The following is a 20,795-nucleotide window of genomic DNA, read 5'->3' as shown; positions in this document are numbered from 1 at the left end:
GGAAATGTGACAGAGTGCAACTTTAAGATGCCCCAAAAAGGACATAACTTGCATTCAGCCCGATTCTGTCCGACCTTAATTTAGTATTAATTACGAAGCTCAAAAAAAATCGTCATCTCTTTGCCTCCTGCACAGTGAAGTGATCCTATGTTGATACCGTCTAAGTTAAGTCGCCCGGTTCGTCTTGAACACACTGTGGTTCGTGAACGTCTGCTGGCTAAATTATCCGGCGCTAGCAACTACCGGCTGGCGCTTATCACCAGTCCCGCCGGCTACGGAAAAACAACGTTAATTTCCCAGTGGGCCGCAGGTAAAACCGAACTGGGGTGGTATTCGCTTGATGAAGGCGACAACCAGCCGGAGCGCTTCGCCAGCTATCTTATCGCCGCTATCCAGCAGGCCACCGGCGGCCACTGCGCCAGTAGCGAAGTGATGGCGCAAAAACGCCAGTACGCGAGCCTTTCATCGCTTTTCGCCCAGCTTTTTATTGAACTGGCGGAGTGGCCGCGGCCGCTTTTTCTGGTGATTGATGATTACCACCTCATCACCAACCCGGCTATCCATGAGGCGATGCGCTTCTTCCTGCGCCATCAGCCTGACCACCTGACGCTGGTAGTCCTGTCGCGTAACCTGCCGCAGTTGGGCATCGCCAACCTGCGCGTGCGCGAACAGTTACTCGAAATCGGCAGCCAGCAGCTCGCCTTTACGCACCAGGAAGCGCGTCAGTTTTTCGACTGCCGCCTGAGCCAACCCATCGAACCGGCGCAGAGCAGCCGCCTTTGCGACGACGTCGCAGGCTGGGCCACCGCCCTGCAACTCATCGCTCTGTCGGCGCGTCAGAATACTGGCGCAGTGCATCAGTCGGCGCGCCGCCTGGCGGGCATTAACGCCAGCCATCTCTCCGATTATCTGGTCGATGAAGTCCTGAACAACGTCGATAACGACACCCGCCAGTTTTTACTGAAAAGCGCCCTGCTGCGCTCGATGAACGACGCGCTCATTGTGCGCGTGACCGGCGAAGAGAACGGTCAGATGCGGCTGGAGGAGATTGAGCGTCAGGGGCTGTTTTTGCAGCGTATGGATGATTCCGGTGAATGGTTCAGCTATCACCCGCTGTTCGGTAACTTCCTGCGTCAGCGCTGCCAGTGGGAGCTGTCGACAGAGCTGCCGGATATCCACCGCGCGGCGGCGGAGAGCTGGATGGCGCAAGGCTTTCCGAGTGAAGCCATCCACCACGCGCTTGCCGCGGGCGATGCCAATATGCTGCGCGATATTCTGCTCAATCACGCCTGGGGGCTGTTCAACCACAGTGAACTCACTCTGCTGGAACAGTCTTTAAAAGCCCTGCCCTGGGAGAGCCTGCTGGCGAACCCGCGCCTCGTGCTGTTGCAGGCCTGGCTGATGCAGAGCCAGCACCGCTACAGCGAAGTAAATACCCTGCTGGCGCGCGCCGAGCAGGAGATGAAAGGCGAAATGGACGACACGCTGCATGGCGAATTCAACGCCCTGCGCGCGCAGGTGGCGATTAACGACGGCGACCCGGACGAGGCCGAGCGGCTGGCGATGGTCGCGCTGGAGACGCTGCCGCTGGCGAATTTCTACAGCCGCATTGTGGCGACGTCGGTACACGGCGAAGTGCTGCACTGCAAAGGCGATTTAACGAAATCGCTGTCGGTAATGCAGCAAACTGAGCTGATGGCGCGCCGTCACGATGTCTGGCATTACGCGCTCTGGAGCCTTATCCAGCAGAGCGAAATTCTCTTCGCCCAGGGCTTTTTACAGGCCGCCTGGGAGACGCAGGAGAAGGCGTTTATCCTGATTCAGGAGCAGCATCTCGAACAGCTGCCGCTGCATGAGTTCCTGCTGCGCATTCGCGCGCAGCTGCTGTGGGCCTGGGCGCGGCTGGATGAAGCGGAAGCCTGCGCGCGTACGGGCATGACCGTGCTGGCGAACTACCAGCCGCAGCAGCAGTTGCAGTGTCTGGCGTTGCTGGTGCAGTGCTCGCTGGCGCGCGGCGATCTCGACAACGCCCGCGGCCATCTGAACCGTCTCGAAAACCTGCTCGGTAACGGGCATTACCACAGCGACTGGGTCTCTAACGCCGACAAAGTGCGAGTGATTTACTGGCAGATGACAGGCGACAAAGCCGCGGCGGCCGCCTGGCTGCGCCAGACGCCGAAACCGGCCTTCGCCAATAACCATTTCCTGCAAAGTCAGTGGCGCAATATCGCCCGCGTCCAGATCCTGCTTGGCGATTACGAGCCTGCGGAGATGGTGCTGGAAGAGCTGAATGAAAACGCCCGCAGCCTGCGTCTGATGAGCGATATCAACCGCAACCTGCTGTTGCTGAATCAGCTTTACTGGAATGCCGGGCGGAAAAGCGACGCCCAGCGGGTGCTGATGGAGGCGTTAACGCTGGCGAACCGCACCGGGTTTATCAGCCATTTCGTGATTGAAGGCGAGGCGATGGCGCAGCAGTTGCGTCAGCTGTTGCAGCTTAATACGCTGCCGGAGATCGAACAGCATCGCGCGCAGCGTATTTTGCGCGATATTAACCAGCATCATCGCCACAAGTTCGCGCATTTTGATGAGAATTTCGTCAATAAGCTGCTGAATCATCCGGAAGTGCCGGAGTTAATTCGCACCAGCCCGCTGACGCAGCGTGAATGGCAGGTGCTGGGGCTTATCTATTCCGGTTACAGCAACGATCAGATTGCCGGCGAGCTTGATGTGGCGGCGACCACGATTAAAACCCATATCCGGAATTTGTATCAGAAGCTTGGTGTGGCGCACCGTCAGGATGCCGTTCAGCACGCCCAGCAGTTGTTGAAAATGATGGGGTATGGGGTTTAGGGTGAGCAGTAATTCGCGTTAATGGTGGGTGCGCTGCGCTTACTCACCTTACAAGCCACCGTAGGGCGGGTAAGCGCAGCGCACCCGCCGTTCCGCGGACAACCGTCGCCGCAAAACTCACCACATCAGCACAACTCTAATTGCACCTTATTGGCGTTAATCACCTGCATCACGCCGGCGGGCGGCATAATGTCGGTATACACCGCGTCCACAAGGCTGATACTGCCCAGATTCACCATCGCGTTACGGCCAAATTTGGAGTGATCCACCACCAGCATCACGTGACGCGAGTTCTCAATAATCGCGCGCTTGGTGCGCACCTCGTGATAATCGAACTCCAGCAGTGAGCCGTCGCTGTCGATGCCGCTGATACCCAGAATGCCGAAATCGAGCCGGAACTGAGAGATAAAGTCGAGCGTCGCCTCGCCAATGATCCCGCCGTCGCGGCTGCGCAGTTCACCCCCCGCCAGAATGATGCGGAAATCGTCCTTCACCATCAGCGTATTCGCCACGTTCAGGTTATTGGTCACGATGCGCAGGTTTTCATGGTTTAACAGCGCATGCGCCACCGCCTCCGGCGTGGTGCCAATATCGATAAACAGCGTCGCGCCGTTGGGGATCTGGCTCGCCACTCTGTAGGCGATGCGCTCTTTTTCCGCCGTCTGGGTCGCCTTGCGGTCATGCCAGGAAGTGTTAACCGAACTCGACGGCAACGCCGCGCCGCCGTGGTGGCGCAGGATCATGTTTTGTTCGGCGAGATCGTTGAGATCGCGGCGGATGGTTTGCGGGCTGACGTCAAACTGCTCCACCAGCTCTTCGGTACTGACATAGCCCTGTTTTTTTACCAGTTCAATAATGGCATCGTGACGTTGTGTTTGCTTCACACCCTTCTCCTGACGTGTTGCCGTATTATTTTCGTTTTCGCGCATGCAGGGTATCCGTCATGGCCATCGCCAGGCCAATCAGCATCCCCGCCACCAGATCGGCATTCGCCGTCTTGTTGCCAAACAACCCCAGTCCGCCGATGGCGAGCCACAACAGCATAAACACCAGAATGCCGCGGGGCAGATGTAGCCCGCTTTCCGGTTCGCGTTCGCCGCGAAGCCAGACGTAGCCCACCAGCGCATAGACGACGCCGCCAAGGCCGCCGAACCACGGGCCCGCGATTTGATACTGGATAACGCCGCCCACCAGCGCGGTGACCAGCGTGAGCGTCAGCAGTTTACCGCTGCCGACGGTCTTCTCCAGCGGACCGGCAAGATACCACCACCATAGCAGATTGAAGATCAGGCTCAGCAGGGAAAAGTGCAGCAGCAGCGGGCTGACATAACGCCAGAGTTGAAATTTGAGAGAGGGATCGAAAGGCCATGCAAGCCAGACGGCCACTTGCGCATAACCGATAAAGCTCATCGCGAGATACGCGACGACGCACAGCGCCATCATGCCGAGCGTCAGCGGGCCCGCATGGGCGCGCACGGTGGCCATAAAAGGATAAGAACGGTAGCGCAAACCCGCGTTCAACTGCCCAGTCTGCCAGCTGGCGGAGAGATAACGCGGATCGCTCGGGTGCGAGAGAAAATAGCTCAGCTCCGCTTTGACCTTCTCCGCTTGTGCTTCATCGGCAAGCCAGATATCCCAGGTATCATGCCGCTGGATTTCCAGTATCACGCCCTGGGTGGCCATATAGTCAACAAACGCCTGCGCCAGACGCGGGTTGTCAAACGAGTTAATCATCAACATAGCAAGTCGTTCTTTTCAGAAAGGTATCTCCACACGAGGAAAACAGTATACCTGCGAACGACGCGGACACGATGCTTAACTCTCTGCGTGCGCCACTTCTGCGGGGAAATGACGATGCCAGGCGTCGAAACCGCCGTCCACGCTATAGACCTGGTCAAACCCCTGGTGGAGAAGATACTGCGCCGCGCCTTTGCTGCTGTTGCCGTGATAGCACATCACCAGCACCGGCACATCGAAATCGGTCTGCTGCATAAAAGCGGGCAGCGTGGCGTTGGTTAAATGAAACGCGCCGGGCGCGTGGCCCATCGCATAGCTTTGCGGATCGCGAATATCCACCAGCACGGCGCCGCCCTGTTGCAGTTTCTGGTGCGCTTCTTCGACATTAATACATTCAAACTGATCCATAGTGCTCTCTTTCATCTTTAAAGGGGCGTAAGGCTGGCCAACGACGCACGATGCGTTATGCCGATAATAACGTAAGTGTAAGGCTTCCTCCGTCTGTAACGCCATAATGTTATTCACATCACACTGAAATGTTTTTTTGTTGTTATCAAAAGCGCGTTTGTTTGCTATTATGAGCGATAACGAACATTTATGAGCTTTAACGAAAGTGCGTGAGGGCAGCAGCATGGAAACCAAAGATCTGATTGTGATAGGTGGGGGCATCAACGGTGCCGGTATCGCGGCAGACGCCGCAGGGCGTGGACTCTCTGTGCTGATGCTGGAAGCGCAGGATCTGGCATGTGCCACCTCTTCCGCCAGCTCCAAATTGATCCACGGCGGCCTGCGCTACCTGGAACATTACGAGTTCCGTCTGGTGAGCGAAGCGCTGGCGGAGCGCGAAGTGCTGCTGAAAATGGCGCCGCATATCGCCTTCCCGATGCGCTTTCGTCTGCCGCACCGCCCTCATCTGCGTCCGGCGTGGATGATCCGCACCGGCCTGTTTATGTACGATCACCTCGGCAAACGCACCAGCCTGCCGGGCTCTACCGGTTTGCGTTTTGGCGCGGATTCCGTCCTGAAACCGGAAATCGTGCGCGGTTTCGAATATTCCGACTGTTGGGTCGATGACGCCCGTCTGGTGCTGGCGAACGCTCAGATGGTCGTGAAAAAAGGCGGCGAAGTGCTGACCCGCACCCGCGCGACCTCCGCGCGCCGCGAAAACGGCATGTGGATTGTGGAAGCGGAAGATATCGATACCGGCAAAACCTACACCTGGCAGGCGCGCGGCTTAGTAAACGCCACCGGTCCGTGGGTGAAAAACTTCTTCGACGACGGCCTGAAACTGAAGTCGCCTTACGGCATCCGCCTGATCAAAGGCAGCCATATCGTGGTGCCGCGCGTGCACACTCAGAAACAGGCTTACATCCTGCAGAACGAAGATAAACGCATCGTGTTTGTTATTCCGTGGATGGAAGAGTTTTCGATAATCGGCACTACCGATGTCGAATACAAAGGCGATCCGAAAGAAGTGGCGATCGATGAGTCAGAAATCGGTTATCTGCTGAAAGTGTATAACGCGCACTTCAAAAAACAGCTGACCCGCGAAGATGTGGTCTGGACTTACTCTGGCGTGCGCCCGCTGTGCGATGACGAATCCGATTCTCCGCAAGCCATCACCCGTGATTACACGCTCGATATTCACGATGAAAACGGCCAGGCGCCGCTGCTGTCGGTCTTCGGTGGTAAACTCACGACGTACCGTAAGCTCGCCGAACACGCGATGGAAAAGCTGTCGTCCTATTACAGCAATATCGGCCAGGCGTGGACCCGTAACGCCGTGTTGCCGGGCGGCGCTTTCCAGGGCGAGCGCGACGACTACGCCGCGCAGCTGCGTCGCCGCTATCCGTTCATCAGCGAAGCGCTGGCGCGCCACTATGCCCGCACCTACGGCAGCAACAGCGAACTGATTCTGGGCGATGCCGCCGATCTTAACGCGCTGGGCGAACACTTTGGCCATGAGTTCTACGAAGCGGAGCTGCGTTATCTGGTGGAACACGAATGGGTGCGCCGTCTGGACGACGCCATCTGGCGCCGTACCAAACTCGGCATGTGGCTCAATGCTGAAGAACAGTCGCGCGTAGCGCAGTGGCTGACCGAAAACGTCGGTAAAAAAGCGAACGTGACGCTCTCGCTCGCCTCGTAATACTTTCCCTTTCGCGGCCGCGTTTCCTCCTGCGCGGCCGCGTCTTTTTATCTGCCAAGCCCCCCGCATTGACGTGTTTTTCTGTCGCTACACTTAATAACATCGTATTACTATGGGTTATTGACCCTGTCCTCAGGAGAGCGCCGCTTGCGCAAGGCAACATCCCGGTCGCCGGATGCCGTCATGCTGGCTTTTTTGCTGCTGATTTCGCTGCTGGTGATAGCGGTCAGCGGCAGCTCGCTATGGCAATCGTGGCAACACAGCGTCGAAGAGACGGAGCGACAGGCGCGTAACCAGTCCATTTCGCTGGCGCGACAGGCGGAAGATACATTTCTTCAGGTGCAGTTAACGCTCGATGAACTGGTGCGCCGCTCAGAGGACATTTTCCTGCAGCCCGCCGACTGGAACGGCTCGCGCGGCCTGCTTGCCCAGCAGCAGCGCCAGCTGCCGCAGTTGCACGGGTTGTTTGTCTACGATGCCAACGGCGACTGGATAGCCACGTCCGCCAGCGTCATTCCGGCGCAGGGCAACAGCGCAGACCGCGACTATTTTCGCTGGCACACACAGCACAGCGATACCGGCATTCATATTGGTCATGTGATCCGCAGCCGCTCCACCGGCGAGCTGGTCGTACCGGTCTCGGTGCGGCTGAATAACCGCGAGGGGCGCTTTCACGGCGTGCTACTGGCGACGGTGAAGCTCGACTATTTCCGCCAGTTTTACGGCTATTACGAGATGGGACCGAGCGACACGCTGGGGATCACCTTCGCGGACAGCACAGTGCTGTATGTGCGCCCGTTTCCCGACTCCTACATCAACCGCACCCTCTCCTCCAGCCCGCTCTTTACCCGGATGCTGAAAATCGCCCCAACCGGCGGCGGCGCCTGGAAATCGGCGATTGACGGCGTGCCGCGCATTTTCGGCTATGCCACGCTTGAACGCTATCCGCTGGTGGTGTCGGCAGGTTATGACGTTGACGAACTGCGCGCCGCCTGGTGGCGTAACAATATTCCCACGCTGGCGCTTAATGCCGTACTGTTTGGCGTGGTGCTGATTTTCGGGGTGCTGGTGCTGCGGCAAATCCGCGCCAGTCTGCGTTATCAGCGAGAGCTTATCGGGCTGCGGGACGATCTGACGCGCTCGAACCATATTTTACAGGATCTGGCGCTGCTGGATGGCTTAACGGGGCTGGCTAACCGCCGCCAGTTCGATATCTATCTGGAGCAGTGCATCACGCGCGCGCAGGCGACCGGCGCGCCGGTCTCGCTGGTGATGTTCGATATCGACTATTTCAAAATCTATAACGACACCCAGGGACATGTGGCGGGCGATGCCTGCCTGAAAGCGGTGGGAGATATTCTGCGTCATCTGCCGTTGCACAATACCGACAGAGTCGCGCGCTACGGCGGCGAAGAATTTGCGATTATTCTGCCCGGCGCGGATGCGCATGCCGCACAGCGTGTGGCGCTACGCGCCCTTGAAGCCATCCATCACGCCCGACTGTCGCACCCGGCGACGCCGAGGGAAGAGAAAGTGCTGACGATAAGCGCAGGCGCCGCCACCGTCACAGGTGGGGACGTCAACGGCGAAACGCTGAAGAGCCGGGCGGACGACGCGCTTTATCAGGCGAAGCGCGCAGGCCGCAACTGCGTGGTGGGCGCGGCAGGTGTGAGCCACATTCTGATGGAGGCGCCGTACCAGGCATAACGCGCTTAAGCGGCGCGGCGTCGGCCGTAATAAAACCCTGCCAGCACGATGCCCTGTCCCAGCGCGGGGATCCACAGCGGCCATACAGAAAAAGCGTCCCTCGCGAGCAGCCAGATGTACGCGCTCGGGAGCCAGCCGACAAAGAATAGCGCGCCACGCGGCGCGTCGGGCAAAAACGCCGCACTGGTACTAAACACGGCCGCGCACAGCAGATACCAGCCAAAGACAGCCCAGAACGCGCGTGCGCTGTAGGGCCGCCGCGTCGCCTGACGTTTCCCAAGCAGCGCCAGTGATACCCCTTGCAGCAACACCAGCATGGCGGTGCCGACGTTCGCTGAGGCGAACGAGCTCATCACGCCGGAAAGCGCGATATCCGCGACCGCCCCATAGACCTGAGCCAGTAATGGCGCACCTATCAGCGATACAAGCAGCGCCCCCACCCCTGTGTTTTTCTTCGTCATCCTTGTCTTTCGCACCCATAAAAAAACCAGAGTGTCACCACTCTGGTTATGTTGATAACACAGCGATCTTACAGGCGTACTGGATTGATATGCCAGATATTTTCCGCATACTCCTGAATCGTGCGGTCAGAGGAGAAGTAGCCCATGTTGGCGATGTTATGCATCGCGCGGGTGGTCCACACTTCCGGCTGAAGATAAAGCTCGTCCACGTTATCCTGACAATCCACATAGCTGCGATAATCCGCCAGCACCTGATAGTGATCGCCAAAGTTAATCAGCGAATCCACCAGATCCCGGTAGCGGCTCGGCTCTTCAGGGCTGAACACGCCGGTAGCTATCTGGGTCAGCACCTGGCGCAGCTCTTCGTCCTGCTCATAGTAATCGCGCGGATTGTAGCCAGCGCGGCGCAGCGCTTCCACTTCATCTGCGGTGTTGCCGAAGATGAAAATGTTCTCTTCGCCGACATGCTCCTGCATCTCCACGTTCGCCCCATCGAGCGTGCCAATGGTCAGCGCGCCGTTGAGCGCAAACTTCATGTTACTGGTGCCGGATGCCTCGGTGCCCGCGAGTGAAATCTGCTCTGAAAGATCCGCCGCCGGAATGATGAGCTGCGCAAGGCTGACGCTGTAGTTCGGGATAAAGACCACTTTCAGCCGATCCTTCACTTCCGCATCGTTGTTGATAACCTTCGCCACATCGTTAATCAGGTGAATAATGTGCTTCGCCATGTAATACGCCGAGGCGGCTTTACCGGCGAAAATATTCACGCGCGGCACCCAGTCCGCCTCGGGATCGGCCTTGATGCGGTTATAGCGCGTAATAACATGCAGCACGTTCATTAACTGGCGCTTGTACTCGTGAATACGTTTGATCTGTACGTCAAACAGCGCTTTCGGGTTTACCACCACATTGAGATGCTGCGCGATATAAATCGCCAGGCGCCTTTTATTCTCAAGCTTGGCTTCGCGCACCTGCTGGTTCACCGTCGGGTAGTCGATGTGCTGCTCCAGCTCGCTCAGCTGGCTGAGATCGGTGCGCCAGGTGCGACCGATATTCTCATCCAGCACCTCAGAGAGCGCCGGGTTCGCCAGCGCCAGCCAGCGGCGCGGCGTCACGCCGTTGGTGACGTTCAGGAACCGCATCGGGAAGATCTTCGCAAAATCGGCAAAGAGCGACTGCACCATCAGGTTCGAGTGCAATTCAGAAACGCCGTTGACCTTATGGCTGATAATCACCGCCAGCCAGGCCATGCGCACGCGACGCCCGCCCGACTCATCGACAATCGACACGCGGCTTAACAACGCGGTATCGTTCGGGTATTGATCCTGAACGGTACGCAGGAAGTAATCGTTAATTTCGAAAATGATTTGCAGATGGCGCGGCAGGATCTTGCCGAGCATATCCACAGGCCAGGTCTCCAGCGCCTCGCTCATCAGCGTATGGTTGGTGTAGGAGAACACCTGACACGTCACCTCGAACGCCTCATCCCAGGTGAACTTATGCTCGTCAATAAGCAGACGCATCAGCTCCGGAATCGACAGCACCGGGTGGGTATCGTTCAGGTGAATCGCCACTTTCTGCGCCAGGTTGGCGTAGGTTTTATGCAGCATGTAATGGCGGCTTAAGATGTCCTGCACGGTGGCGGACACCAGGAAATATTCCTGACGCAGGCGCAGCTCGCGCCCCGAATAGGTGGAGTCGTCCGGGTAAAGCACACGCGACACGTTCTCGGAGTGGTTTTTATCTTCCACCGCCGCAAAATAATCGCCCTGGTTAAACTTACCGAGGTTAATGGCGCTACTGGCCTGCGCGCTCCAGAGCCGTAGCGTATTGGTGGCGTCGGTATCGTAGCCGGGCACGATCTGGTCAGAAGCGACCGCGATGATCTCTTCGGTTTCCACCCAGCGGGTCTTTTTGCCTTCCTGCTGAATACGGCCGCCGAAGCGCACTTTATAGCGCGTATTGTGGCGCTGGAACTCCCACGGGTTGCCATATTCCAGCCAGTAATCCGGCGATTCTTTCTGACGCCCGTCAACGATGTTCTGCTTAAACATGCCGTAGTCGTAGCGAATGCCATAGCCGCGGCCCGGCAGGCCCAGCGTCGCCAGCGAATCCAGGAAGCAGGCCGCAAGACGCCCAAGGCCGCCGTTGCCAAGTCCGGGGTCGTTTTCTTCGTCGATGAGTTCTTCAAGACTCAGGCCCATTCCCTCCAGCGCGTCCTGTACATCTTCATAGATGCCAAGCGACAACAGCGCGTTTGAGAGCGTGCGGCCAATCAGAAACTCCATCGACAGATAGTACACCTGACGCACTTCCTGCGAGAGTTGCGCGCGCGTGGAGCGCAACCAGCGCTCCACCATGCGGTCGCGCACGGCAAACAGCGTGGCGTTTAGCCACTCATGTTTGTTAGCGATAGCCGGATCTTTACCGATGGTGAACATCAGCTTGTAAGCGATAGAGTGTTTTAACGCCTCCACGCTCAGGGTTGGCGACGCGTAGCTAAAGGGTTCATTCATCCACGTGTTCCTTTACAACAAGCGTTGATAAAGTTCGCGGTACGACTTCGCCGCGACCTGCCAGCTAAAGTCCATCCCCATGGCCTGGCGCTGCACAAAACGCCAGAGAGACGGACGGGACCACAATACGAAAGCGCGTCGGATAGCCCGCAACAGCGACCAGGCATTGCTGTCTTCAAAGACAAAACCGCTGGCGATGCCGTCCGCCAGGTTTTCCAGCGAGCTGTCGGACACCGTATCCGCAAGCCCGCCAGTGCGGCGCACCAGCGGCAGCGTGCCGTATTTCAGACCATAAAGCTGCGTCAACCCGCACGGTTCAAAGCGGCTCGGCACCAGAATCACATCCGCGCCGCCCATAATGCGGTGCGAGAAAGCTTCATGATAGCCAATCTGCACGCCGACCTGGCCCGGGTGTTCAGCCGCAGCCGCGAGGAAGCCTTCCTGAAGCACCGGATCGCCTGCGCCCAGCAGCGCCAGCTGCCCGCCCTGCTCCAGCAGTCCCGGCAAGGCCTCCAGCACCAGGTCCAGCCCTTTCTGGCTGGTGAGGCGGCTGACCACCGCGAACAGCGGCGCTTTGTCATTCACCTTCAGGCCCATCGCAATCTGGAGCTGGCGCTTGTTCTCAGCCTTCTCTTCCAGCGTATCGCGGGTGTAGCGCGAGGCCAGCAGCAGATCGTGCGCCGGGTTCCAGATGTTTTCATCCACGCCGTTCAGAATGCCCGACAGCCGCCCTTCGCTGTGACGCTGTTTCAGCAACCCTTCAAGACCGTAAGAGAACTGCGGCTCGGTAATTTCGCGCGCGTAGGTCGGGCTCACCGCCGTAATATGATCGGCATAGTAGAGGCCCGCCTTGAGGAACGAAATCTCGCCGTTGAACTCCAGGCCATTCATGTTAAACATCGACCATGGCAATCCGATGTCATCCATGTGATGCGCGTAAAACATGCCTTTGTAGGCGAGGTTATGCACGGTAAACACGGATTTGGCCGGACGACCGCGCGCCGCCAGATACGCAGGCGTCAGGCCCGCATGCCAGTCATGCGCGTGAACGATGTCAGGGCGCCAGAACGGATCGAGGCCTGCGGCCATTTCGCTGCCCACCCAGCCCAGCAGGGCGAAGCGGATAACGTTGTCGCTGTACGCGTACAGGTTAGTGTCGTGATAAGGGCTGCCCGGACGGTCATAGAGATGCGGCGCATCGATAAGATAGATGCCGACACCGTTAAAATGCCCGAATAACAAAGAGATAGGCCCGGCGAAGGTATCGCGGCGCGTAATCACTTTGGCATCCGCGACGCCGCGACGGAGATCGGGGAAGCCCGGCAGCAATACGCGCGTATCCACACCTTCGGCAATCTGCGCAGCAGGCAACGCGCCAAGGACATCCGCCAGACCACCCGTTTTCAGCAGCGGAAAAAGTTCAGAACATACATGTAAGACCTGCATTATCTCTCCCGTTGAAAGTCACAGCGCAACAGGCGCGCCGAACGCGAAACAATCGCGCGCGGAAATTCTCGTCCGTGCGCACGTAATCCTTGTGCGACTCAGTCTGGCAAACGCGCCAGCATGTCGCGGGTCACCAAAACAATTCCCTCTTCGGAGCGGTAGAAACGGCGAGCATCCTCTTCGGCGTTTTCGCCAATCACCATTCCTTCAGGGATAACACAGGCCCGGTCGATGATGCAGCGACGCAGGCGGCAGGAGCGGCCAACCCAGACATCAGGCAGCAGCACCGCAGAATCAATATTGCAGAACGAGTTCACACGCACGCGCGGGAACAGCACCGACTGCACCACCACCGATCCGGAAATAATGCAGCCGCCGGACACCAGCGAGTTCAGCGTCATGCCGTGGCTGCCGGAGCGGTCCTGCACGAACTTGGCGGGCGGCAGCGACTCCATATGCGTACGGATAGGCCAGTCCTGGTCGTACATATCCAGTTCCGGGGTCACCGAAGCCAGATCCAGATTCGCCTTCCAGTATGCCTCCAGCGTCCCGACGTCGCGCCAGTACGGCTCGGCGTTAGGATCGGACTGCACGCACGAGAGCGGGAACGGATGCGCGTAGGCTTCGCCGCTGTACGTGACTTTCGGGATAATGTCTTTCCCGAAGTCATGGCTGGAGGATTCATTTTTGTCATCCTCTTCCAGCAACTCGTAAAGATAGTCAGCATTAAAAATATAGATGCCCATACTGGCGAGCGCTCTGGTCTCGTCGCCAGGCATAGAAGGCGGGTTCGCCGGTTTTTCGACGAAGTCGATGACTTTGCTGTTTTCATCAACCGCCATTACCCCGAACGCGCGCGCCTCAGCCACCGGCACCGGCAGACAGGCCACGGTACAGCGCGCGCCTTTCTCGACATGGTCGATAAGCATGCGCGAGTAGTCCTGCTTGTAGATGTGGTCGCCCGCAAGGATCACCACATACTCCGCTTTATAGCGACGAATGATGTCGAGGTTCTGTGTCACGGCGTCGGCGGTGCCGCGATACCAGGTTTCGCCATGCACGCGTTGCTGCGCGGGCAGGAGATCGACAAACTCGTTCATCTCTTCGCTAAAGAACGACCAGCCGCGCTGGATGTGCTGCACCAGCGTGTGAGACTGGTACTGCGTGATAACCCCGATGCGACGAATGCCGGAGTTCAGGCAGTTCGAGAGCGCGAAGTCGATAATGCGGAACTTGCCGCCGAAATGAACGGCGGGTTTGGCGCGGGTCGCGGTCAAGTCTTTCAACCGCGTGCCGCGACCACCCGCCAGGATTAGCGCCACGGATTTCAATGGCAACTGCCTTGCAAGCATCAACGGATCTTTCTTTTCAAGCCTGACCATGACGAACTCCTGTTTATGACTTCCGGAAGACGCACACACCGTGCGCAGGCCCATGCCATACAGCCATGACAACCGGATTATCCTCTCCGGCAAACGGAGGAACGGCGCGCCATTCCCCTTCAGGTAATACGATCTCGCTTACTTCATCGCGGCCGTTAAGGGTAACAAGCCAGCGATCGGACAAGAGGATTTGCAGCTGGCGTGCGCCGCTGTGCCACTCCTCAGGTCGCATCGGCGCGCCTGCGGCGTTCAGCCAGCGGACGTTGCCGTCGTTCTCTTCCCACCACCGCGAGGCGGTAAGCGCCGGGATTTGCTTGCGCAGGCGAATCAGAGCCGCGGTATACGCGATAAGCCCCTCATCGGCCTGCGACCAGTCAAACCAGGTCAGTTCGTTATCCTGGCAATACGCATTGTTATTGCCATGCTGGCTGTGGCCATGTTCATCACCCGCCAGCAGCATCGGCGTGCCCTGCGACAGCAACAGCGACGCCAGCAGCGCATGCGTGCTCGCACGCCGCGCATCCTGAACGCTCAGCCCGCCGCCCAGGCCTTCGTAACCGTGATTATTGCTATGGTTTTCCCACGCGCCGTCGCGGTTATCCTCGCCGTTCGCTTCGTTATGTTTGTCGTTAAACGACACGCAATCGCGCAGCGTAAAACCGTCATGCGCCGTCACCAGATTGACGCTCGCCCACGGCTCGCGTGCGCCCTGGCGGTAGACATCCGCCGACGCGGCAAAGCGCGTGGCGAATTCGCCCACATCCTGTTCGCGGCGCAGCCAGAAGCGGCGCATATCGTCGCGAAAGCGATCGTTCCACTCGGCGAACGGCGGTGGGTAGTTGCCCACCTGATAGCCGCCGGGGCCGATATCCCATGGCTCGACGATAAGCTTCACCCCTGATAGCGTCGGGTCGCGGCGCATCGCTTCAAAGAGCGGCGCGTCCTGGCGAAATTCCGGCGTGCGGCCCATGACCGTCGCCAGATCAAACCGGAAACCATCTACGTGACACTGCTCGACCCAGAACTTCAGGCAGCCGAGGGCGTACTCCACCACCGCCGGATGACTCAGGTTCAGCGTGTTGCCGCAGCCCGTCCAGTTGTGATAATCGCCATCGTCCTGTATCCAATAATAGCTACGGTTATCAATTCCGCGCAGGGAGAAGGTCGGTCCGTCGAGATCCAGTTCAGCGCTGTGGTTAAGCACCACGTCGAGGATCACCTCGATACCGGCTTTATGCAGCGCTTTGACGGCATCGCGAAATTCATTAAGCGCGGCCTGCGGCGCGGTCTGCGAGGCGTAACGCGTCTCGACGGCCCACAACGCCAGCGGGTTATAACCCCAGTAATTAGCGAGGCCGAGACGTTGTAAACGCGGCTCGCTACAGAATTTCGCAACAGGTTGTAACTCCAGCGCCGTAATGCCGAGCTGGCGGAAATAGGCAATCATCGTCGGGTGGCCGAGCGCCGCGTAGGTGCCGCGCAGCGCAGGCGGGATATCCGGATGCAGGCGCGTTAAGCCGCGCACATGCGCCTCGTAAATCACCGTCTCGCCCCAGGCGGTCGCGGGCGGCGCGTCGTCTTCCCAGTCGTAGCGGTCATCCATCACCACCGATTTCGGCATGATCTCGTGGTTATCGCGCGGGTCTGGCGTCTCGATACCGCCATACAGACGCGGATCGTCGATAACCTCGCCGTCCACGCCGCGGGCGCACGGGTCAAGCAACAGTTTCGCCGGGTTAAAGCGATGGCCCTGCGCCGGGCTCCACGGGCCATGTACCCGATAACCATAACGCAGGCCAGGGCGAGCCTCTGGCAAATAACCGTGCCAGATATCGCCGCTGCGGGCGGGCAGCGCGTAACGCGTTTCGTTGCCGCTTTCATCAAACAGGCACAGCTCCACCTTTTCCGCATGGGCGGAAAACAGCGTGAAATTTACGCCAGCGCCGTCAAACCAGGCGCCAGGCGGAGCGGAATGGCCTGCGTTAAGCTGCATCGTCTGCCTCTCGAACCAGCCAGATAGTGGCAAGCGGCGGCAGCGTCAGGGAGAGCGAGTTATCGCGCCCGTGGCTGGCAATCGCCTCACTGCGCACCTTGCCGCCATTCCCGGCGTTACTGCCATGATAGTGCTGCGAATCGGTATTCAGGATTTCGCGCCATTCGCCCGGCTGGTTAATACCGAAGCGATAGTCGTGGCGCACCACCGGCGTGAAGTTGCTTGCGACGATGATTTCGTTGCCCTGCGAATCGCGGCGCACGAAGATAAATACGGAGTTCTGAGTATCCTCTACCACTAACCATTCGAAGCCGTAAGGATCGAAATCAAGTTCATGCAGCGCTTTATGCTGGCGATACGTGGAATTGAGATCCCGCACCAGTCTTTGCACGCCGTGATGCCAGTTGTCGTCGCCTTCCAGCAGGTGCCAGTCGAGGCTGGCGTCGTGGTTCCACTCCCGTCCCTGCGCAAACTCGTTGCCCATGAACAGCAGTTTTTTACCCGGGAAGCCCCACATCCAGGCGTAGTAAGCGCGCAGATTGGCGAATTTCTGCCAGGCGTCGCCCGGCATACGGTCGAGGATCGATTTTTTGCCATGCACCACTTCATCGTGCGACAGCGGCAGGACGAAGTTTTCGGTGTAGTTGTAAATCATCCCGAAGGTCATTTTGTGGTGATGGTACTGACGGAAGACCGGGTCAAGCTTCATGTAGTCGAGCGTGTCGTGCATCCAGCCCAGGTTCCACTTGTACCAGAAGCCGAGACCGCCGGTTTCCGGCGGACGGGAGACGCCCGGGAAATCGGTGGACTCTTCCGCCATCGTCACCGCGCCGTTCACCTGCTCGCCAATAATGCGGTTGGTATTGCGCAGAAACTCCATCGCCTCCAGGTTTTCGCGCCCGCCGTACTGGTTAGGGATCCACTCGCCTTCTTTACGGCTGTAATCGCGATAAATCATCGAGGCGACGGCGTCCACGCGCAGCGCGTCAATGCCGAAACGCTCCGTCCAGTACAGCGCGTTGCCCACCAGGAAGTTGCTCACTTCGCGGCGGCCGTAGTTGTAGATAAGGGTATTCCAGTCCTGGTGATAACCTTCGCGCGGGTCGCCATGTTCGTACAGCGCGGTGCCGTCGAAATTCGCCAGCGCGAAATCATCGGACGGGAAGTGGCCCGGCACCCAGTCGAGAATGACGTTAAGGCCGGCGGCGTGCGCGGCGTTGATGAAATAGCGGAACTCTTCGCGCGTGCCGAAACGGCGCGTCGGCGCATACAGCCCCGTCGGCTGGTAGCCCCAGCTGCCATCGAACGGATGTTCGTTTATCGGCAGCAGTTCGATATGGGTAAAGCCCATCCACTTCACATACGGGATCAGCTGATCGGCCAGTTCACGGTAGCTGAGCCAGAAATTATTGTCGGTATGGCGACGCCATGAACCAAGATGCACTTCGTAAATGGAAATCGGCGCATCGAAGCGGTTAGCCTCCTGGCGCGCCGTATTCGGCTCCACTTTTTCCGGCAGACCACAGATAAGCGACGCGGTTTCCGGGCGCATCTGCGCCTCGAACGCGTACGGGTCGGATTTCATGCGCAGATGGCCGTGCGCGTCGATCATTTCATATTTGTAGAGCTGGCCGTTGTGCGCGCCGGGGATAAACAGCTCCCAGATGCCGCTTTCTTTACGCAGGCGCATCGGGTGGCGGCGGCCGTCCCAGTAGTTAAACTGCCCCACCACGGAGACGCGCTGCGCATTAGGCGCCCAGACGGAAAAGCGCGTGCCGGTGACGCCATCCATCGTATCGGGATGCGCGCCGAGCGTTTCATAAGGCCGCAGATGGGTGCCTTCAGAAAGCAGCCAGACATCCAGCTCCTGAAGCAGCGGCCCGAAGCGATAGGGGTCATCAATCAGGTTTTGCTGTCCGTGCCAGATCACGGCCAGTTGATAGCGAAAAGGGTTTTTACGACGCGGCACCAGGCCGCTGAAGAAACCGCGAGAATCCAGACACTCAAGCTTACCCACTTTACGCCCGGTCTTAGGTTCAACGACCCAGACTTCTGTGGCATCGGGAAGCAGCGCGCGGACTTCGATCCCGGCGTCGGTAGTGTGCATGCCCAGAACGGAGAAAGGATCCGAAAAATGGCCCGCAATCAGCGCATTAATCACGTCTCTTGAGACACGATCAGACATGGTTATCATCCTGTTTATTTGGTGTCGCCCCATTCCAGCCTTACGCCTTCGCGTCCGGTAGCGACACTCTTAATGACCTGAACGGGCAGAGCCTGATGCATTCCTGCGGCTGTGCCGTTCCACCTGGAAGTATGACGAGTAGAGCCCGCCTTATGCTAAGCATAGCCAGGGGATTCTGTTACCCCTCAGAAAATATGAAACAATCGTCTTTTCTTTATTGATGAACATTAAAAAAGAGCGCCGAAGCGCTCTTTCTATAAATTTGTTTACGCCAGTTGACGCAACATACGCCGCAGCGGTTCGGCGGCCCCCCACAGGAGCTGATCGCCGACGGTAAACGCCGAGAGATATTCCGGCCCCATGTTGAGCTTACGCAGTCGCCCAACCGGCGTGCTCAGCGTGCCGGTGACCGCCGCCGGCGTTAATTCACGCACGGTGATGTCGCGGTCGTTCGGCACCACTTTTACCCAGTCGTTATGGCCCGCCAGCAGCGATTCGATAGTCGCAAGCGACACATCTTTTTTCAGCTTGAGCGTAAACGCCTGGCTGTGACAGCGCAGCGCGCCGATACGCACGCACAGACCGTCTACCGGAATGGTGGACGCGGTGCCGAGAATTTTGTTGGTCTCCGCCTGGCCTTTCCACTCTTCACGGCTCTGGCCGTTATCGAGCTGCTTGTCGATCCACGGGATAAGCCCGCCCGCCAGCGGTACGCCGAAATTATCGACCGGCAAGTCGCCGCTGCGGGTAAGCGCCGTGACTTTGCGTTCGATATCCAGGATAGCGGAGGCCGGCTCGGCGAGTTCCGCCGCGACGTGCTGTTGCAGCAGGCCCATCTGGGTCAGCAGTTCGCGCATATGGCGCGCGCCGCCGCCGGAGGCCGCCTGATAGGTCGCCACAGACGCCCACTCCACCAGGTTTTCCGCGAACAGACCGCCCAGCGACATCAGCATCAGGCTGACGGTGCAGTTGCCGCCGACAAAGGTTTTCACGCCTTTATTCAGCCCATCGGCGATCACATGCTGGTTCACCGGGTCGAGGATGATAATGGCGTCGTCTTTCATGCGCAGCGAAGAGGCCGCATCAATCCAGTAGCCCTGCCAGCCGCTTTCACGAAGCTTTGGATAGATTTCGTTGGTATAATCGCCGCCCTGGCAGGTCACGATGATGTCCAGCGCCTTCAGCGCTTCAAGATTGTAAGCGTCCTGAAGCGTGCCGCCGCCCTGCGCGCCAAAGGCGGGCGCCGGCTGGCCGAGCTGGGAAGTAGAGAAAAAGACAGGACGAATGGCGTCAAAATCGCGCTCTTCCACCATGCGTTGCATGAGTACAGAGCCGACCATACCGCGCCAGCCGATAAAACCAACATTTTTCATAACCCGTGTTCCTGCGAGATGTGCTTTGTGTGCGTGACGGGAGAGCCCCGGAGATACTTTCACCATACAAAATGCAGCTAAAGTGGCAAGTGAAATTAATCAATGATCGCCTGAACATCAGAAACAGAGCTAATCAGGCGTCACGTTTACCGTTATCAGGACTCTTTCATGAATGACATTCTCTCCGCCGCCGTCCTGCTGATCCTGATTATGGATCCGCTGGGCAACCTGCCGATTTTCATGTCGGTGCTCAAGCATACCGAGCCGAAACGCCGTCGGGCGATTATGGTGCGCGAGCTGTTTATCGCGCTGCTGCTGATGCTTATCTTCCTGTTTGCGGGCGAGAACATCCTGGCGTTCCTGAATCTGCGCGCCGAGACCGTCTCTATTTCCGGCGGCATTATTCTGTTCCTTATCGCCATCAAGATGATTTTCCCAAGCCAGGAAGGCAACAGTACCGGTCTGCCTGCGGGTGAGGAGCCGTTTATCGTGCCGCTGGCGATTCCGCTGGTCGCAGGCCCCACGCTGCTTGCGACCCTGATGCTGCTGTCGCACCAGTATCCGAACCAGATGGGGCATCTGGTCATCGCGCTGCTGCTCGCCTGGGGCGGCACGTTTGTTATCCTGTTGCAGTCTTCGCTCTTTTTACGGCTGCTCGGCGAGAAAGGCGTCAACGCGCTGGAGCGCCTGATGGGGCTGGTGCTGGTGATGCTCGCCACCCAGATGTTCCTGGACGGGATTCGGGCGTGGATGAAGGGATAGGAAAAAGGGCTTCCGACGGGAAGCCCTTTTTGACGTTTAACAGCTTACGCCAGACGACCATCTACCGAGTATTAATCTCGACTAACCCTCTATTAATAGCACCCAAAACCTGAACTACGCCTCTTTTTAAAAGCATGTTGTTTGTTATTTTTCACGTACCGGTTTATAGCAACTGCAATAGGCATCGGTAAAACTATATTCATTAAAAGGGATTATTAAATGGATGAATGA

14 protein-coding genes are annotated in these 20,795 nt (G+C 58.3%); 4 read left to right on the top strand and 10 right to left on the bottom strand.

Going from position 1 to position 20,795, the window contains the following annotated elements; all coding sequences use genetic code 11:
- The first annotated feature begins 147 nt into the window (after positions 1–147).
- Positions 148–2,853, top strand: coding sequence for an HTH-type transcriptional regulator MalT (gene malT / locus AB8W27_RS01345; RefSeq protein ID WP_015742769.1), 2,706 nt, complete (start codon positions 148–150; stop codon positions 2,851–2,853).
- A gap of 125 nt (positions 2,854–2,978) precedes the next feature.
- On the opposite strand, the gene AB8W27_RS01340 is transcribed toward malT, so the two are convergent.
- The 3 genes from AB8W27_RS01340 to glpE form a co-directional block, all read right to left on the bottom strand.
- Positions 2,979–3,737: a DeoR/GlpR family transcriptional regulator gene (locus AB8W27_RS01340; protein ID WP_007764996.1), complete on the bottom strand. Its 759-nt coding sequence runs from the start codon at positions 3,735–3,737 to the stop codon at positions 2,979–2,981.
- 25 nt (positions 3,738–3,762) lie between these two features.
- Positions 3,763–4,593, bottom strand: coding sequence for a rhomboid family intramembrane serine protease GlpG (gene glpG / locus AB8W27_RS01335; RefSeq protein WP_015742770.1), 831 nt, complete (start codon positions 4,591–4,593; stop codon positions 3,763–3,765).
- Positions 4,594–4,668: 75 nt separating this feature from the next.
- Entirely contained in the window at positions 4,669–5,013 is a 345-nt protein-coding gene (gene glpE, locus AB8W27_RS01330; RefSeq protein WP_202625464.1) for a thiosulfate sulfurtransferase GlpE, read from the bottom strand.
- Between the two features lie 208 nt (positions 5,014–5,221).
- Here glpE and glpD point away from each other — a divergent pair, with 208 nt between their 5' ends.
- Complete coding sequence (glpD, locus tag AB8W27_RS01325; RefSeq protein ID WP_041924006.1) at positions 5,222–6,739, top strand: glycerol-3-phosphate dehydrogenase; 1,518 nt, start codon at positions 5,222–5,224, stop codon at positions 6,737–6,739.
- A gap of 183 nt (positions 6,740–6,922) precedes the next feature.
- On the top strand, positions 6,923–8,446 hold the full coding sequence (locus tag AB8W27_RS01320) for a diguanylate cyclase (RefSeq protein ID WP_369832993.1): 1,524 nt from the start codon (positions 6,923–6,925) through the stop codon (positions 8,444–8,446).
- 5 nt (positions 8,447–8,451) lie between these two features.
- Here AB8W27_RS01320 and AB8W27_RS01315 read toward each other — a convergent pair whose 3' ends face one another.
- The 7 genes from AB8W27_RS01315 to asd all read right to left on the bottom strand — a co-directional run bounded on the left by AB8W27_RS01315 (position 8,452) and on the right by asd (position 19,802).
- A complete protein-coding gene (locus AB8W27_RS01315) occupies positions 8,452–8,907 on the bottom strand; it encodes a hypothetical protein (protein WP_041924008.1) in 456 nt (151 codons plus the stop codon).
- 68 nt (positions 8,908–8,975) lie between these two features.
- Complete coding sequence (gene glgP, locus AB8W27_RS01310) at positions 8,976–11,423, bottom strand: glycogen phosphorylase (RefSeq protein WP_015742775.1); 2,448 nt, start codon at positions 11,421–11,423, stop codon at positions 8,976–8,978.
- Between the two features lie 12 nt (positions 11,424–11,435).
- Positions 11,436–12,869, bottom strand: coding sequence for a glycogen synthase GlgA (gene glgA, locus AB8W27_RS01305; protein WP_007765022.1), 1,434 nt, complete (start codon positions 12,867–12,869; stop codon positions 11,436–11,438).
- A 98-nt stretch (positions 12,870–12,967) separates the two neighbouring features.
- On the bottom strand, positions 12,968–14,251 hold the full coding sequence (glgC, locus tag AB8W27_RS01300; RefSeq protein ID WP_041924009.1) for a glucose-1-phosphate adenylyltransferase: 1,284 nt from the start codon (positions 14,249–14,251) through the stop codon (positions 12,968–12,970).
- 13 nt (positions 14,252–14,264) lie between these two features.
- On the bottom strand, positions 14,265–16,244 hold the full coding sequence (gene glgX / locus AB8W27_RS01295) for a glycogen debranching protein GlgX (RefSeq protein ID WP_041924010.1): 1,980 nt from the start codon (positions 16,242–16,244) through the stop codon (positions 14,265–14,267).
- Positions 16,234–18,429: a 1,4-alpha-glucan branching enzyme gene (gene glgB, locus AB8W27_RS01290; protein WP_015742778.1), complete on the bottom strand. Its 2,196-nt coding sequence runs from the start codon at positions 18,427–18,429 to the stop codon at positions 16,234–16,236. Before glgB ends, glgX begins: the two co-directional genes overlap by 11 nt.
- Positions 18,430–18,695: 266 nt before the next feature.
- Complete coding sequence (gene asd, locus AB8W27_RS01285) at positions 18,696–19,802, bottom strand: aspartate-semialdehyde dehydrogenase (RefSeq protein WP_015742779.1); 1,107 nt, start codon at positions 19,800–19,802, stop codon at positions 18,696–18,698.
- 168 nt (positions 19,803–19,970) lie between these two features.
- Between asd and AB8W27_RS01280 the strand changes: the two genes are divergently transcribed.
- A complete protein-coding gene (locus AB8W27_RS01280; RefSeq protein ID WP_007765032.1) occupies positions 19,971–20,564 on the top strand; it encodes a YhgN family NAAT transporter in 594 nt (197 codons plus the stop codon).
- Positions 20,565–20,795 lie beyond the last annotated feature (231 nt).

Origin of the sequence: Cronobacter turicensis, assembly GCF_041222865.1 — a bacterium.
GTDB classification, from domain to species: Bacteria; Pseudomonadota; Gammaproteobacteria; order Enterobacterales; family Enterobacteriaceae; genus Cronobacter; species Cronobacter turicensis.
The sequence above is the reverse complement of the archived record's forward strand: the minus strand, read 5'-3'. Positions and strand labels throughout refer to the sequence as shown.

What these genes read in the sequence shown, in the direction of transcription:
- AB8W27_RS01320 (WP_369832993.1), top strand. Translation starts at nt 6,923, where the DNA reads ATGCTGGCTTTTTTGCTGCTGATTTCGCTGCTGGTGATAGCGGTCAGC.
- glgB (WP_015742778.1), bottom strand. Translation starts at nt 18,429, where the DNA reads ATGTCTGATCGTGTCTCAAGAGACGTGATTAATGCGCTGATTGCGGGC.
- glgX (WP_041924010.1), bottom strand. Translation starts at nt 16,244, where the DNA reads ATGCAGCTTAACGCAGGCCATTCCGCTCCGCCTGGCGCCTGGTTTGAC.
- glpE (WP_202625464.1), bottom strand. Translation starts at nt 5,013, where the DNA reads ATGAAAGAGAGCACTATGGATCAGTTTGAATGTATTAATGTCGAAGAA.
- glgA (WP_007765022.1), bottom strand. Translation starts at nt 12,869, where the DNA reads ATGCAGGTCTTACATGTATGTTCTGAACTTTTTCCGCTGCTGAAAACG.
- glgC (WP_041924009.1), bottom strand. Translation starts at nt 14,251, where the DNA reads ATGGTCAGGCTTGAAAAGAAAGATCCGTTGATGCTTGCAAGGCAGTTG.
- asd (WP_015742779.1), bottom strand. Translation starts at nt 19,802, where the DNA reads ATGAAAAATGTTGGTTTTATCGGCTGGCGCGGTATGGTCGGCTCTGTA.
- AB8W27_RS01315 (WP_041924008.1), bottom strand. Translation starts at nt 8,907, where the DNA reads ATGACGAAGAAAAACACAGGGGTGGGGGCGCTGCTTGTATCGCTGATA.
- glgP (WP_015742775.1), bottom strand. Translation starts at nt 11,423, where the DNA reads ATGAATGAACCCTTTAGCTACGCGTCGCCAACCCTGAGCGTGGAGGCG.
- glpD (WP_041924006.1), top strand. Translation starts at nt 5,222, where the DNA reads ATGGAAACCAAAGATCTGATTGTGATAGGTGGGGGCATCAACGGTGCC.
- glpG (WP_015742770.1), bottom strand. Translation starts at nt 4,593, where the DNA reads ATGTTGATGATTAACTCGTTTGACAACCCGCGTCTGGCGCAGGCGTTT.
- malT (WP_015742769.1), top strand. Translation starts at nt 148, where the DNA reads ATGTTGATACCGTCTAAGTTAAGTCGCCCGGTTCGTCTTGAACACACT.
- AB8W27_RS01280 (WP_007765032.1), top strand. Translation starts at nt 19,971, where the DNA reads ATGAATGACATTCTCTCCGCCGCCGTCCTGCTGATCCTGATTATGGAT.